Below are 14,438 nucleotides of genomic sequence, written 5' to 3'. Positions count from 1 at the left end.
GGCAAAAAAAATAAAGCCCCGGTATATATAGGGCCCGGGGCTTTAATAATAGTAAAGGTAGCCTATATCTCACGACATATCTGGCTACAGCAGGTCTCACGACCTAATAACTTAAAATCTAAAAAAATATTATTCGGTAAATTGGTAAGGTACGGTGAACCAGAAACAGGTACCTCTGTCTATTTCCGAATCCACCCATATCCTACCACCTAGCTTATGAACAATCATTTCACATATACTCAGGCCTAAACCGCTTCCCTGAATAAATGTATTCAGCTTTGTGAAACGATGGAATATTTCTTTCATCTTATTTTTAGGAATGCCGATACCCGTATCCCTGACAAAAAACTTCAACAGGTTCCCTTTCTGCTCATACTCATACCCGACCGTTATAGACCCGGATTCCGTGAACTTCATGGAATTACTCACCAAATTTGCCAACACCTGTGCCAAACGATGTTTTGCGATGACGATATAACACTGCGGCAATCCTTTGCTACCGATAAACTGCACATTCTTATTTCGGTTCCTCATCCGGGCAGACGTCACGATCTCGTCAATAATATGGTTGACAGAAGTCCTCGATTCGTTAAAGTCGAGCGTTTCTGCATCTATCATTGCCAGGTCGAAAATATCGTTAATTAGTTGCAGCAACAGCGCGTTGTTATTTTCGATAATCCCGATAAACTCCTGCTTTTCCTCTTCCGTCTCAACGTTAATCAACAAATTTGAGAAACCTATGATCGCATTCAGTGGCGTCCGTATTTCATGGCTCATATTCGCCAGGAAAGCGGATTTCAGCCGGTTGGCCTCTTCGGCGGCAGTGAGGGCATCGCGCAGGCTCTGTTCCAGCAGTTTTTGTTCCGTGATAGGCATGAAAACACCGTCGAGGGCAATAACATTCCCTTCGCTGTCGTACTCGACCTCAGCTAACGTCTCTTCCCATGAGACTTCCTTGTCATTATAGATATTCAGGTCGCTCAACTGGTATTCCAGATGTCCCCTGCGTATATCTCCTCTGATTAATCGCCTGAACAACTCCCTCACCTGCTCACGGAAATCGGTATGCACCTGCATCAAAGCCGTTTCCAGTGGGACGTTTTTATCTTCGACCAGCCTCCGGTGTGTCTTTCCGGTCAACGAATCGTATTCGACCACCATCTTTTTTACGGAGAATAAATCATTTTTTATATCATAATACCAGCAAATCATATCAGCCGCTTCTATCGCTATCGACAGCTTATAATTTACCAGTTCCAGATTTTCGCGGTAATTTTTCAGCTTCGTCACATCGACAAAGAACACGTCCACCACATCTTCTTCTTCCGATGAACGAATGATGACTGTATACGAAGCCCCGTTCACCTCATATTCGCCCGTATGCGTTTCTTTTGTAGCCAGTACTTTTTTTGAAACGTCCAGAAACCTGTCCATCGAACCAATCGAGGCTTCTTCAATCTGCTCCCTGTTTTTATGCCGGATATTGAATCCGGGCAATACCTTCTTTTCAAAAGCATTGTTGACATCAATAATAATAAAATCAAGCTGTCCGTCTTTATTCAGGACTTTACTACGCAGATAAGGGATAGGCATATTGTCGAATAAATCACGGTATTTAAGAAGCAATTTATATTCGCGGGTCCGCATCTTCGATTTTATGTACCTGATATAGATGATTGTAAGCAGTGCAACAATGATGGAAGCAAGGAAATAGAGGCTGAATATCAGCAGGTCATAATGTTCGATAAAATTCAATGGCTTTTCCAGCATGGAAGAATTGGCAGAACAAAACGCATCCCCTCCTATTGCCGGAGAAATATTTATCGCAGGGATGCACCCCGCATATATCTTTCCGGTAAAATATTCCAGCAAAATAAATATACCGATGTTGCGCTTCATAATTTTAATTTAGACCCAAGTTATACCCCTCTAATAAATTCATTGTATTTTCTGTTTCATCTTACGTACATATGAAGAATAGTTGAAAAACATTGCTTCACTGTTCCCGCAAAGCTATTGTAATAAATCTATTCTTCAAAGACAATTTGTAAATAAATTCATGAAAATCATTGATTTTTACTGACTATCACAAAAATAGCACATAAAAAACATAATATGGAATATCAAATTCATATCAAAAATGCAGGCGGAAACCTCACAGCCTCCGCCTACCCCCCTTATCAATCCTAACCTCCTATTCAATTTCCGGACGGTCGCCACCGCTACTTCCTCCCGACGATGGCGGGCGGGTAGTTCCGGTGCTCGTCTTTCCTCCCTTGCCTGCCCCGAGGCTGTCGGAGATGACGACACGGTAATGGTCGATACGCGCGTTCCACCATGCGAACAGTTCGGCGTATTTATCATCTCCTTTGACGAGTGCCAGGGCATTCAGTTTTTCCACCAATGCGTTATAAGCCTTCTCGTAGATGGGACGTGTCATTTCGGTACTTCCTTTTCCGCTCTTTTCAGAGTGTTCTTTCGAGCGCTTCGATGTCAGTTCGGCACAAAGGTCGTTTGCTTTTTTAAGTTCGGCTATCCAGCCGTCCAAACCTAAGAGAGTAGCGTCTGCCTTGTATTTATCGGACGCCAGTTCCTGTAAAAAGTTATTGATAAAACTTGTCAGGTCGTCGAACGAACGCCGTTGGGCACCGGTAAAAGTATCAGCCAATACGCTCAGACGCAAAGCGCCGTCTCGCTTATCCTGATCGAAGTGCCTCAATCCGTTTCTTATTTCTATAAGTATGGCAACATGCAGGTTACCACGTTGTTTGTTACCCATAGCCATCTGTTCGGTAATAGAACTTTTGGCAACGTTGACAATGCTATCATCGAACGCCTGCAATTTCGCCTTATAATCGGAAAATATATCAGTTATCTCCAGCGTATCGTCGCCTTTGGCTTCGATAGCTGTTTCTATTTCACGGCCGAACGTCAGACTTTCGTTATTCTTCAATCGTGTTTTTGTTCCAAATGTTTGTATTTTAGTCATAGGTATGTGTTTTTATTCGTTTAGTACCTGGTAAAAATGTTTCCAATATTTTACAATAACATTACGCCCTCGGCGCAATCCCCCGATACTTGTATCGATATAATGACCACCCTTTAAAAAAGTCTCGATACTCATACCGGAGGGATCTTTGTTGTGCCGAAGCCATCCGATACACGTATCGAAGGCTTTTTACTGCCGTACGTGTCTCACGACACATAAACCGGCATATCTAGTATTAATGAAATGCTTGAAAACAAATTTATCTTTATCTCCTTATTTCTATTCCCGCTTCCCCGTTTGTTTATCAACATTCGGAGGATGTTCAGATTGTCTTTGTTTCATTCTTATCAGATTTAGGTAATGGCCCGTCAAGGGGTTGAATTATATTTGTGTTTATATTTATTAACAGCGAAATGACTAGAAAAAACGAACGATTAATTTAGTCATTCATATTTAACACTTTTCATAATTGTTTTTCAATGGATACAATCATGTTATTCATTTAGGATTTAACATGCTTCAATTGTAAAAGATTTCCTATCGGCATATATATTTTTTTATTTATAGAAAATCAATCTTATGAGGATTTCGGTATTGATTGATTTTACAATAAGTTTTCAGTCTTCTTTTTTGAAAAATAGATTCCTTCAAAACGAAATAGCTATCTTTGCATCCAATCAATAAAACTGAGTAGAGAATGGATAAGCAAACGGCCTTTCCTAAAAGACAAATCGTCGATATTGAAACGTGGGAACGGAAAGATAATTTTAATTTCTTCCGGAATTTCCTGAATCCGTGTATCACTATTACCTCCGAAGTGGAATGCACTGTGGCAAAAGAGAAAGCGAAAAAGAACGGGCAGTCCTTCTTTATACATTATTTATACGCCATCTTGCGGGCGGCAAACGAGATTAAGGAGTTGCGCTTCAGAGTGGATGACGAAGGGCAGGTGATGTATTTCGAGACTGTCGATGTCTTATGCCCCATCCGGATGAAGGAGAATGGGAAATTCTATACGGTCAGGATTCCGTGGATAGCCGGGTTTGAAGACTTCCATCGGGAGGCGCGACGTATCATCGCCTCTATCCCGGAGGACGGAGACCCGTATAATGCCGAAAACCTGTCGTCTGAAGAAAACCGGTATAGTGTTATTCTGGTGAGCGCGACGCCCGACCTTTATTTTACATCGATGACCCATACGCAGGAGCGCGAAAGCGGTAGCAGCTACCCGTTGCTGAACGTGGGAAAAGCGGTAACAAGGGAAGGAAAACTGATTATCCCCGTCGCGATCAACGTGCATCACGGGTTTGTGGATGGGGCACATCTGGCGACGTTCTATCAGAAGGTGGAAAAATATCTGGGATAGTATCCCCTCCCCTCTCGAGAGGGGGCAGGGGGTGTGTTATAGTTTACTACAACCCATATTCCTCAATCTTCCTATACAGCGTAGTCAACCCGATCCCCAGCAGGCGGGAAGTTTCGGTTTTATTCCCGTTCGTATATTTCAGGACTTTCTGTATATGCATTTTTTCAACGCCGCTCAGGTCGAACCCGGCATAAGCATCGTTTGCCGAGGCATTGGGTTGCTGAATGTTCAGGGGCAACGAATCCGACGTCAGCACATCGCCATCCGCAATAATCAGGCTGCGTTCCACCATATTCCGGAGTTCGCGGACGTTTCCTTTCCAGGTGTATTTTTTCAGCAGGTTGATATAATCGGGCGAAATCGTCTTGATTTCCTTGCCCATCTTTGCCGACAAAGCCGTAACGAACGCCTTTACATGCAACGGAATATCCTCCGACCGTTCCCGTAACGGCGGCAGATGTATCTGGAAGACGGAAAGGCGGTAAAACAAATCTTCGCGGAAATGTCCCTCGGCAATCTCTTTGGAAAGGTCGCGGTTGGTGGCGGCGATGACGCGGACGTTCACCTTTACCGGACGTGTATCGCCAATCTTGATAAACTCGCCGGTTTCCAGGATACGCAACAGCTTGGCTTGCAGGTCGAAAGCCATTTCACCGATTTCGTCGAGGAAGATAGTACCGTTGTCGGCCTCCTCGAAAAGTCCTTTCGTCTCCTTCAAAGCACCCGTGAAAGCGCCGGCTTTATGGCCGAACATCTCGCTCTCCAGCAGGTCGCGGCTGAAAGAAGAGCAGTTGATAGCCACAAAGGCTTTTCCGCTACGCGAACTGTGTTGGTGGATGGACTGGGCGAAGACTTCCTTTCCGGTGCCTGTCTCGCCTGTCAGCAGCACGGGGACATCGGTTTGCGCCACCTTGCGGGCCAGGGCGATCGCCTCCTGTATGGCGGGCGATTTGCCGACGATGGTGTCGAACGAATATTGCCGGCCGACCGGCGAAGCGGCAGCTTTCTCCTGACGGTAGGCGGTGGTGGCCTTCTCCATAGCCTTGGCGATCAGGGGGAGGATTTTATTGTTGTCGTCGCCTTTGGTAATATAATCGAAAGCACCGTTCTTGATGGCTTGCACGCCGTCGGGGATATTGCCGTGGGCGGTCAGCAGGATGACTTCGGAATGGGGGCGCAGCTTCTTTAGTTCGCGTACAAGTTCAACGCCGCTGCCGTCGGGCAGGCAGACGTCGCACAGGATGACTTCGGGGGTCTGCTGTTCCAGTTGTTTCAGACCTGCCCGGCAGGTGGACGCCTGGAACACATCGTAACCTTCAAGTCCGATGATACGTGAGAGTAAACCTAAAATCTGCTTTTCGTCGTCAATAATCAGTACTTTTCCCATACATTCAACAATTCTGTAACGCAGGCAAATGTACGATGATTATTTTTTCCGGCAAGGGGATGCGGGGCAATATGCTGAATTTTATAGCATGCTGATAAGGGCCTGCTTGTTCAGTACCTTCACCTTGTTACGCGAGATGCGGATAAAACCGCTGTCTACGAGCTTATTGATTTCTTTGGAAAGGGCGGGCCGCGTGACGCCGAAATACTCGGCAAGCTGCACCTGATTGTGCTCCATATCGACCGTGTCTTCGCCCTCTTTCAGATGGTCTATCAGATAATAAATGTAACGGCTGCGGATGCCGCGGAAAGAGAGGACACGCAGGCGGGTCATGGTGCATTTGTTGCAACTGGTGCTGACGCAAAGGAAGTTATGAAGGAGCACGGGCATCGAATGCATCATCTTAAAGAATGAATCTTTGGAAATCTTCATCAGGACGACATCTTCCTCGACCGAGAAGGTGGCGGGGAACTGGTTCTTTTCGGCAAAAACATGCGGAGTGGCAAAGGTGCGCGGGGCTTTGATGACCTCTACCCTGACTTCGCCTCCCGAGACGTCGACTACGTCTACGTTCAGTTTACCTTCGAGCAGAACGTGTATGGCCTGGCACGGCGAACCCTGGTGGATAATCGTTTTTCCTTTCGGATGGTTCTCTAGTGTGTATTCCAGATTCTCCAGGAAGTCTTCCTGCATCTTCTGCGTGAAATTCCGGAACAACGGTATTTGAAAGATATCGGTTATATTCATTCAGCATCGATTTAGTGTCGGAAATATTTCTTACAAAGATAAGAACATTTCCGACACCTGCAAGTTACCACTTGGCAATAAATATTCTCGGATTAATGTTGATCGACAACCATCCCCAGTCTTGCCAACTATCTTTACTGCCTCCCTTGACGGCTTCCATCGTCGATGTTCCGAGCATCGTGGAGTAGCCGGCGGAGAGTTTCACGTCTTTCATAATCTGCCAGTCCACCTGGAGGTCGAGTTCGGAACCCAGTCCGCGGTCGAGGTCCTTTCCCTTAACCGTCACGTCGCTTGTGGTGGAGAAATAATGGTAGGCGAGCGACAGGTCGACTTTTTTCGACGGTTTGAAGGCGAGCTTCACCTGGTTGTCCCAAAGTCCCGGATTGAAACCGTTCTGGAAGGGAGTGGCATAATAATAATCCATCGCACCGTAGAATTTGTGATGGGTTCCGTATAACGGATCGAAGGCCGTGTATTTGGCATCCGGACCGTCCGTATTGTCCGCACCACTCAGGTAATCGCTGCCGAGGGCAACGCTCCATTGCGAATTGATTTTATAGGCGGCATTCAAGGCCCAGAGGAAAGCGGAGACTTCACGTTTCTTGGCATTCTTGCCGGACTGGTAATAAAAGGTACCGCCAAAGGTCCAGTTGCCCGGCTGGTAATACAGGTTTGTTCCCATCGTTTGCATGAACTGGGTGTCGGAAACCTTTTCTGTCTGGTCGCCGCCTTCCAGTCCGAGGTTCATGAATAGGAAAGAGGCTTTAAATTTCTTGCTGCCGATATGCTGATACCAAAGGGTTTGCATGTTCTTGTAAGGTTGCGCGCCCTCGGCGTAGAAGGTGCCGCCTATTTTAGTTTCGTCGTTCTGGTTAAAGGCGAGGATGAGATGAAGTTTGTTCTGTTTGTTCTCATAACCCAGTTTCAGGGCGTCGTGATAACGGCCAGCGATGTTCCAGTCCAGTCCGCCGAGGATGCGTTCATCGTCGTAGATGAGCGACTGGCGTCCGAGCTTGGCAAAGAGGCCGTATCCGAAGTCGAGTTGTGCCCAGGCCTCGTTCAGGATGAAACGGCCGTTCTTGTCGATCTGCGGATCCTGTCCCCAGACGCCTACGTGCTGTGCGGAAAGACCGATCGACAGGTTCTGCCGCTCGTAATTCATGGAAAGGCGGGCACGGTTATTGATGAAGCCGGCCGGCTCCTGCCCTTCGCTACGGGGATTTAAAACTCCGTTCCTGTACTCTGCACGCGGACGTATCTGCGCACTCATCGAGAATGTATTCTCTTTATCTTTGGATGTTTCATTCTCGTCTGCTTTCATCCACATCGAGCTTACCAACAGAAGCCCGGAAAAAACAATCACCCGTTTCTTCATTTTTGTTTACGATTTAAGTTGATATTTCTTTTTATTTGTTATTCCATATTGTAAACGTGTACGCTGTTGCCTTGTGCCGAAGGCAGATAATTCACGCCGAACCAGCAAACTTGCAGCAAGATAAAAGCGAACACCAGTATTCCAAGGGCCGCCCTGTACTGTTTGTTCTTCTGAAACCGGAAGTGTATATACAGCAGATTGCCCAGCCAGGTCGCTGCTGCCCAGGTCTCTTTCGGGTCCCAGCTCCAGTAATGCCCCCAAGCTTCTTTCGCCCAGAGCGCCCCGAAAAGCATGCCGATAGTCAGGAAAGCAGTTCCCACATAGACTAGGTTATCGCAGAGATTCATTACACCCGGCTCAATCGCTGTCTTTCGCGACCGGACCAGCAGATAGACGGCCACCACGGCCCCCGCTCCCAGCATCGCATAGGCAAACATATAAACAATCACATGCGGTGCAAACCAGGGACTTTGCAAGGCGGGCATCAGCGTCTTATTATGTATCTCCGGCTTAAACAGGTTGATACAAATAAACACCAGCGACATGACCGTACTGAAAGACAAGATCCATTTATAGCGCCAGCGGATATAAGTAATGATTCCGGCAACCGGCAGGAAGAAGGAATACCACAGGCGGGTCTCCCCCATCGTCCGCAACGGCGGTCGTTCCAACGACACCCACATCCCGACGATGAAAGCCATAAAGATAGCCAGGCCGGCAACCGTCCACAAAACCACCTGCAACGACTTGCCAGGCCGGTAAGCCGCCATTGCTCCCACGCCCCAGCAAAACACGGCCGGCAAAGCGAAATATATCAAATGATTCCATTCCATACGTTATACTGTTTTTGTGTCATTAACGGCCGCCTGTTCCGGCTTGTTCCCGGGTGCCAGAATGAAGAGGCAGACGGAACCGAGCAACATCATCAGAATGCCGGTATATACCAACGGAAGCCACGGGTCTTTCACCAACTCGAAGATGCTCAGGCGGCTCCATTTCCCTTTTGTTTCGTCGTAGCTTAGCTGGTAAATCTTCCAGCCGCCCATGCTTAGAGGCTTGTTCACTTCAATCAATGCTTCGGCCTGCTCCTTTTCCTTCGTATACACCAAGACCTCGGAGGCGAAGCGTTTCGGTTCGCGTTCCGGCATGACCAGGCTCACCTCCTCATTCAGTTGCAGGGATACGTACGGGAACATGAAGCTGCCGCAACTCACCCAACCGCTTTTTTCGACACCGCTTGCCTTGTTGCGGGCGGTTACGTATAAGGCGGTTGTCGCCCCTTCGGAATGAAAGGCGACAAAGTTGACCGTATCCTTTCCGGGGACACAGGCGGCCATCGGCAACAGGTCGGTTACTTCTATCTCCCAATCCAGCAGACTGCCGGACAAAGGAGTCGATTCGACCAGGATGTTTTCAGGATTCTTTTTGGGCAACGCTTTACCGTCCGCATTATCGATAACCAGCAGCTTCGGAGGATACTCGTCGATTGTAAATGATTTCAGTTCGATGGCTAAAGGCAGTTCCTGCATTTCTCCGGCTTCGTCGGTTGCCCGCCATTCCGGTTCACCTTGCGGAACCGTCATCCGCAGACGTTGCAAGTCACCATTTCCTAAAATGGCTGCCAGCAACGTAATGAATAATCCGGCATGATTCAGGATGAAAGGAACATCTTTCCATTTAAAACGGCTTATCTTCCGAATCGTCACCAACCCCAATACGGAGAGAAAATAAAGGAACAGCAGCATGAAAGGCCACGAGACCGTCATTTGCATGAAACCTAACCCGGACAGTAGTCCTCCGTGAGTAACCGTTGCAGAGGGAGCCACTTGTCGGGTCAGTCCCATGATGATAACCAAAACCATCCAGGCCGTTAAAGAGGTAATACTCGCCGTCAGGCTGTAAAACCACTGCAAGGCAGCAGCTTTACGGCTCGCGGCATATACCATTATCAAGAAAAACAGGAACACTCCTCCTGCTATAGCGTTCAGGGGATACTGGAAAAGAGTCGCGTCCACCTTCCCGGTTGTCATTTGCAAAATGACTCCGGTAATGAACAGGCCGATGCTTATCGCCCATCCTTCTGCATATCCCCAGGGTTGCTTCCACATAATCAAATCTTTTCAGCCAGACGTTTGTTTGCTTTCGCTTCCTTAATCCATTCCGGAACGACAGTGTTCAGGAATTTCTCTTTTGCCTGACGTTCGGCAGCCATATCCAGACCGATATATTGCTGTGCTTTTTCTTTTGTCGAGATATCCGGCATCGGAACATCATCGGTATAACCCAATTTAGCTAATACTTTGGATACAGCCAGACGTGCCTGCATGGTCCTGTCGAGGCCGTTACCCAGGATACGCTGTATTTCCTGCGGTGCATGGAATGCTCCGCCATGGGAAGCAACACCGAAATCCCAACGCCATTGTGCCTGACGGAGCAGTTTCAATACCGGAGCCATCTGGTCTTCCGTTGCGCCTTTATCCCAGGCAAACTTTGCTTCGATATGTGCTTTTGCCAGTTCGGCTTCCAGACGGTTACGCATTTCGTTTGCCTTGTTCTGACGTTCGTAAACATTATTACGCAAAGTTTCTTCGCTTTCACGGTGGCAAACCTGGCAGGTACGGTCAATCATTGCCAACGGGCTCATGATATGGTGGTCACTGTATTTCACGCCGCCTTCGCTCTTGTAAGGCATATGGCAATCGGCACACGACACGCCACGCTGTGCATGGATACCCATCATCGACAATTCATAATCCGGATGCTGTGCTTTCAGAATCGGTGTACGGCTCAGTTTATGCGTATAGTCTGCGAAACCTTCTTCGTCATAATAAGCCTCCATGTCTTCAACAGTAAAGCCTTTATCCCAGGGGAAAGTCAGATACTTTCCGTCACCCTTAAAATAATATTCCACATGGCACTGCGCACAAACCAAGGAACGCATTTCCTGCTGGGTAGCCTTGGTGATGTCGCGTCCCTGGCGCTGGAATGCTTCAATCAGGGCCGGACGGCTGATATGCAGGTTCATATTCTCCGGTTCATGGCAATCGGCACAACCGATAGGATTCATAATCTCCGTTCCCATTGCCGCCCATTTGCTCTTATAGAAATTATCTACTCCTATCGCCTGCATCATACGGGGAACGTCCGGACTCTTACAGGTCCAGCAAGTTGCCGGCTGCGGACCTTCATCGGGTGTCATCGGAGCACCGACACGCAAGGTATGACGCATATCGTCAATCGCATGCATATGACCGCGTGGAGTCGAGTAATCTTTAGAAAAAGCATATCCGGCCCAAAGAATAACCATTTCGGGACGGGCTGCCAGCACATCGACCATCTGGTTTCCGTTATACTTGCTTTGAAAACTGGTATCCATCGTCTGCGTCCAGGTTTCATATTCCCGCGGATAGTTTGGGGCAAATTTTTCGTTTACCGACTCAATGCCGGTAATCTCGACTTTCTTGTTATTCATCACACTGGCAATCTCGGCCCTCCGTTCATTAATCGAGGCAGCGAGTACGCCCAATACGAAAACAACGGCCATTGTCCCGCCGAACAATAACCAGCCTTGCCATGATTTAAGTTTCTTTTCCATATTCGTTGATTTTTATTTATTCGTTTTATTTAAGCATATCTTTCAGCCATTGCGGCGTATTGGTTTTCGGATAAGGCACAATGGCCGAAGGAGTGGACGAGAGGCTGTTGGAACCTCCGTGCGGAACATCGCGGTGGCAGTCCCAACAGGCTTTTCCTTCACCCGCCATCGCCATATTGTGGTCGATACGTCCGGTGTTTACAAATTCGGTATTCAGTTGCCTGTGGCAACGGACACAGTTGTTCATGATTACTTCAGCGCTTTCGTCGATTGCCTGTATTACCTGCGGTTCGCCACGCATCATAAAGACAGCGGCATGTCGCATACCGTCCATTCCTTTGAAAAACCATTTTTTTGCGGCGTTTTCGTGCGGCACATGACAATCGTTACAAGTAGCGTTCCGGCTATGCGAACTGTGACTCCAGGTAGCATAATAAGGCCCCATGATATGACAGTTCACACAGGTCGACGGCTCATCAGACAAGTAACTCCAGGCCCTCGATACATAAAATGTATAAAAGCCTAAACCACAAATCGCTCCGCTCGCGACAATGGCAAATAATTTCCATCGTCTGGAAGGAAGAATCGCGTTTATTATCTCTTTTATCTTCATACAGCCTTAATTAAAGTTTAATTCTTGACAAATATCTTAAATCGAGTACAGGTAAAGTGTAATAAATATTACATTGCGCGAAAATTATCCAACAAATGAGAAAAGTTTTATTCATGGCAGTCTCCGCACTGCTGATCTGCACCTCGTGTGTAACGAAGAAAAAATACCTGGAAGCCGAGAATGGGCGGCTCGAAGCCATCGGCCGCGGCAATGCTTTACAGGAACAACTGGTCGATTGCAAAGATGCAGGTGACAAACTGAACGAGCGCCTCGCCGCCCTTCAGCGGGACACGGCAAAGATGGGCAGCAACATCCGCAACTATCAGACGATGCTGAATTCGAACATGACGCAACAGGAAAAGTTAAACTCCCTCCTCAGCCAGAAGATGGAAGAGTTGAACGAGCGGGAACGGACGATTAACGAATTGCAGGACATGATTAATGCCCAGAACGAAAAAGTTCAAAAGCTGTTAAGCAGCGTAAAGGATGCCTTATTAGGTTTCAGCAGCGAGGAACTGACTGTTACGGAGAAAGACGGCAAAGTATATGTCGCCATGTCGGATAAGTTATTGTTCGAATCAGGAAGCGCCCGGGTGGATAAACGTGGAAAAGAGGCATTGGCTAAACTGGCGGAAGTCCTCAATAAGCAGTCGGATATAGATGTATATATCGAAGGCCATACCGACAGCAAACCGATTAACACGGCACAGTTCAAAGACAACTGGGATCTGAGTGTAATCCGTGCAACTTCGGTTGTCCGTATCCTGACAAAAGATTACGGCGTGAATCCGTTGCAAATACAACCTTCCGGACGTGGAGAATATATGCCGGTAGCAGACAACGAGTCGGCTGAAGGCCGCAGCAAGAACCGCCGGACAGAGATCATTATGGCACCGAAGCTGGATAAATTATATCAGATGCTACAATAACCTATAATAGCGGGAATGTATCAAAAGTCGCTATCCTGTCATCCCGGGCTTGACCCGGGATCGTATACTACGTTGATATGCACCATTTAGTATAAGTTGGCGGATCAAGTCCGCCATGACAAAACGAACTTTTGCAACAGTCCTGCTATTCTATTGACCTATAGTGGATTTTTAATCGAAAAAAAGCTCCACTCCAAATCAAAGGGAGAACATGGGTACCAGATATCTTGTTTCTCTCCTCCTACTTCCTGAAAAATATGAATAAGACAGGTAGATGTTTTTAGGTATTTATCTCCATTTTCTTCCAATACGTTTATCTGACCAATCCCTTTGTTTTCAAATTCTCTGGTCGAATATCCCAAATTCGTATATTCCCTGAAAGAAGCCAATCTTTCTTCGTTATCCTTCACTTCTACCGATGCTTCATAGATATAATACAAATAAGATTTATCAAACCCAGATTCCTTTGCTACATTTCCAGGAAGCGCACCTTTGCACACGTCAAGAGCTTCACAACGCGTAAACCCTTTGACAACCACACTGTCATAATCATCAAATGTAAACCAGGTTATCTCCGGTTCCGATAAATAGATTTTTTTATCATAATGGAACTTTGTCTTTGAACAAGAAAGCAAAGCAAAGACAACTAACAGACTATAAATAAACGACAGATTCTTCATAATTCCTTAATTTAATATTAAATACCAGTCTTTTCATTCGTAAAACAAACTATTTATCCTCTTTCGATTTTACATCTATATCTTTAAAGGAAAAACAATGCCACTCCAAATCGAAAGGGGAACACGGATACCAGATATCCATCTTTTTACCATCCTTTTCCTGGGAAATATAGATTAGATAAGTGTTCATGACAAATGAATCATCAAGACTGTCATAATCTTTTACAATATTGGAAACCCCAATATAATCCATATCCGGAAAAGAATATCCCAATTTAGTATTTTGATCAGCATACATAATAATAAAATCCTCCTCATTCATCTTAAATTCAGCAGTAACCGCGCAGATATAATAAACATAAGATTTATCATATCCCGAATCCCTCACAACACTATCAGGCAGCATACCTTTATGTTCATCCCCGATAGTCCAGCTATTAAATCCCTTCACTACGATACTGTCCCCTTTCTCTACAGGATACCGGTTCACTTCCGGCTCCGACAAATACAAATAAACCTGGCCGTTAAAACCAATCTCAGTCTTAGAACACGACATCAAGGTCAACATCAATAATAGATAAAACACAAACATTCGATTTCTCATATCATTCTCACATTTTAAATACTTCTATCCATTAAACGCCAGCCTTTGTTTCATATTGCGTGAGTGATAATCAATAAATTATTATATGAGGCAGTGATAATAAATATAAAAAAGACTCCCCCCTAATATATTTATCATTAAATATTTATCATC

Annotated in this window: 13 protein-coding genes; 2 read left to right on the top strand and 11 right to left on the bottom strand. The window is 46.3% G+C overall.

The window, feature by feature from the left end:
• Window positions 1-129 precede the first annotated feature (129 nt).
• Together DXA15_RS22470 and DXA15_RS22465 are read right to left on the bottom strand one after the other, a co-directional pair.
• On the bottom strand, window positions 130-1,899 hold the full coding sequence (locus DXA15_RS22470) for an ATP-binding protein (protein ID WP_128135506.1): 1,770 nt from the start codon (window positions 1,897-1,899) through the stop codon (window positions 130-132).
• A gap of 295 nt (window positions 1,900-2,194) precedes the next feature.
• Window positions 2,195-2,989, bottom strand: coding sequence for a DUF6261 family protein (locus tag DXA15_RS22465; protein ID WP_128135505.1), 795 nt, complete (start codon window positions 2,987-2,989; stop codon window positions 2,195-2,197).
• A gap of 697 nt (window positions 2,990-3,686) precedes the next feature.
• Here DXA15_RS22465 and DXA15_RS22460 point away from each other — a divergent pair.
• Window positions 3,687-4,355: a chloramphenicol acetyltransferase gene (locus DXA15_RS22460; protein WP_128135504.1), complete on the top strand. Its 669-nt coding sequence runs from the start codon at window positions 3,687-3,689 to the stop codon at window positions 4,353-4,355.
• 46 nt (window positions 4,356-4,401) lie between these two features.
• Here DXA15_RS22460 and DXA15_RS22455 read toward each other — a convergent pair whose 3' ends face one another.
• The 7 genes from DXA15_RS22455 to nrfH all read right to left on the bottom strand — a co-directional run bounded on the left by DXA15_RS22455 (window position 4,402) and on the right by nrfH (window position 12,072).
• Window positions 4,402-5,742, bottom strand: a complete 1,341-nt coding sequence (locus tag DXA15_RS22455) for a sigma-54 dependent transcriptional regulator (RefSeq protein ID WP_128135503.1) — start codon at window positions 5,740-5,742, stop codon at window positions 4,402-4,404.
• An 81-nt stretch (window positions 5,743-5,823) separates the two neighbouring features.
• Window positions 5,824-6,489 carry a Crp/Fnr family transcriptional regulator gene (locus DXA15_RS22450; protein ID WP_007659441.1) on the bottom strand — a complete coding sequence of 222 codons (666 nt, stop codon included), beginning with the start codon at window positions 6,487-6,489 and terminating at the stop codon, window positions 5,824-5,826.
• A gap of 64 nt (window positions 6,490-6,553) precedes the next feature.
• Window positions 6,554-7,864 (bottom strand): alginate export family protein, encoded by a 1,311-nt coding sequence (locus tag DXA15_RS22445; RefSeq protein ID WP_128135502.1) that lies wholly within the window; start codon window positions 7,862-7,864, stop codon window positions 6,554-6,556.
• A 38-nt stretch (window positions 7,865-7,902) separates the two neighbouring features.
• A complete protein-coding gene (gene ccsA, locus DXA15_RS22440; protein ID WP_128135501.1) occupies window positions 7,903-8,697 on the bottom strand; it encodes a cytochrome c biogenesis protein CcsA in 795 nt (264 codons plus the stop codon).
• 3 nt (window positions 8,698-8,700) lie between these two features.
• Complete coding sequence (locus DXA15_RS22435) at window positions 8,701-9,972, bottom strand: cytochrome c biogenesis protein ResB (protein WP_128135500.1); 1,272 nt, start codon at window positions 9,970-9,972, stop codon at window positions 8,701-8,703.
• Window positions 9,973-9,974: 2 nt separating this feature from the next.
• A complete protein-coding gene (gene nrfA / locus DXA15_RS22430; RefSeq protein ID WP_128135499.1) occupies window positions 9,975-11,459 on the bottom strand; it encodes an ammonia-forming cytochrome c nitrite reductase in 1,485 nt (494 codons plus the stop codon).
• A 25-nt stretch (window positions 11,460-11,484) separates the two neighbouring features.
• On the bottom strand, window positions 11,485-12,072 hold the full coding sequence (gene nrfH / locus DXA15_RS22425; RefSeq protein ID WP_128135498.1) for a cytochrome c nitrite reductase small subunit: 588 nt from the start codon (window positions 12,070-12,072) through the stop codon (window positions 11,485-11,487).
• A gap of 95 nt (window positions 12,073-12,167) precedes the next feature.
• Between nrfH and DXA15_RS22420 the strand changes: the two genes are divergently transcribed.
• Entirely contained in the window at window positions 12,168-13,001 is an 834-nt protein-coding gene (locus DXA15_RS22420) for an OmpA family protein (RefSeq protein ID WP_007659432.1), read from the top strand.
• Between the two features lie 158 nt (window positions 13,002-13,159).
• On the opposite strand, the gene DXA15_RS22415 is transcribed toward DXA15_RS22420, so the two are convergent.
• Window positions 13,160-13,681, bottom strand: coding sequence for a hypothetical protein (locus DXA15_RS22415; protein ID WP_128135497.1), 522 nt, complete (start codon window positions 13,679-13,681; stop codon window positions 13,160-13,162).
• Between the two features lie 49 nt (window positions 13,682-13,730).
• Window positions 13,731-14,285, bottom strand: a complete 555-nt coding sequence (locus DXA15_RS22410) for a hypothetical protein (RefSeq protein WP_128135496.1) — start codon at window positions 14,283-14,285, stop codon at window positions 13,731-13,733.
• Between the last annotated feature and the right edge of the window lie 153 nt (window positions 14,286-14,438).

This window comes from Parabacteroides sp. AM58-2XD, assembly GCF_003463685.1.
GTDB lineage: Bacteria > Bacteroidota > Bacteroidia > Bacteroidales > Tannerellaceae > Parabacteroides > Parabacteroides segnis.
The sequence above is the reverse complement of the archived record's forward strand: the minus strand, read 5'-3'. Positions and strand labels throughout refer to the sequence as shown.

Excerpts from the sequence above, each read along its gene's own strand:
- DXA15_RS22470 (WP_128135506.1), bottom strand. The coding sequence starts at position 1,899 with ATGAAGCGCAACATCGGTATATTTATTTTGCTGGAATATTTTACCGGA.
- DXA15_RS22465 (WP_128135505.1), bottom strand. The coding sequence starts at position 2,989 with ATGACTAAAATACAAACATTTGGAACAAAAACACGATTGAAGAATAAC.
- DXA15_RS22460 (WP_128135504.1), top strand. The coding sequence starts at position 3,687 with ATGGATAAGCAAACGGCCTTTCCTAAAAGACAAATCGTCGATATTGAA.
- DXA15_RS22455 (WP_128135503.1), bottom strand. The coding sequence starts at position 5,742 with ATGGGAAAAGTACTGATTATTGACGACGAAAAGCAGATTTTAGGTTTA.
- DXA15_RS22450 (WP_007659441.1), bottom strand. The coding sequence starts at position 6,489 with ATGAATATAACCGATATCTTTCAAATACCGTTGTTCCGGAATTTCACG.
- DXA15_RS22445 (WP_128135502.1), bottom strand. The coding sequence starts at position 7,864 with ATGAAGAAACGGGTGATTGTTTTTTCCGGGCTTCTGTTGGTAAGCTCG.
- ccsA (WP_128135501.1), bottom strand. The coding sequence starts at position 8,697 with ATGGAATGGAATCATTTGATATATTTCGCTTTGCCGGCCGTGTTTTGC.
- DXA15_RS22435 (WP_128135500.1), bottom strand. The coding sequence starts at position 9,972 with ATGTGGAAGCAACCCTGGGGATATGCAGAAGGATGGGCGATAAGCATC.
- nrfA (WP_128135499.1), bottom strand. The coding sequence starts at position 11,459 with ATGGAAAAGAAACTTAAATCATGGCAAGGCTGGTTATTGTTCGGCGGG.
- nrfH (WP_128135498.1), bottom strand. The coding sequence starts at position 12,072 with ATGAAGATAAAAGAGATAATAAACGCGATTCTTCCTTCCAGACGATGG.
- DXA15_RS22420 (WP_007659432.1), top strand. The coding sequence starts at position 12,168 with ATGAGAAAAGTTTTATTCATGGCAGTCTCCGCACTGCTGATCTGCACC.
- DXA15_RS22415 (WP_128135497.1), bottom strand. The coding sequence starts at position 13,681 with ATGAAGAATCTGTCGTTTATTTATAGTCTGTTAGTTGTCTTTGCTTTG.
- DXA15_RS22410 (WP_128135496.1), bottom strand. The coding sequence starts at position 14,285 with ATGAGAAATCGAATGTTTGTGTTTTATCTATTATTGATGTTGACCTTG.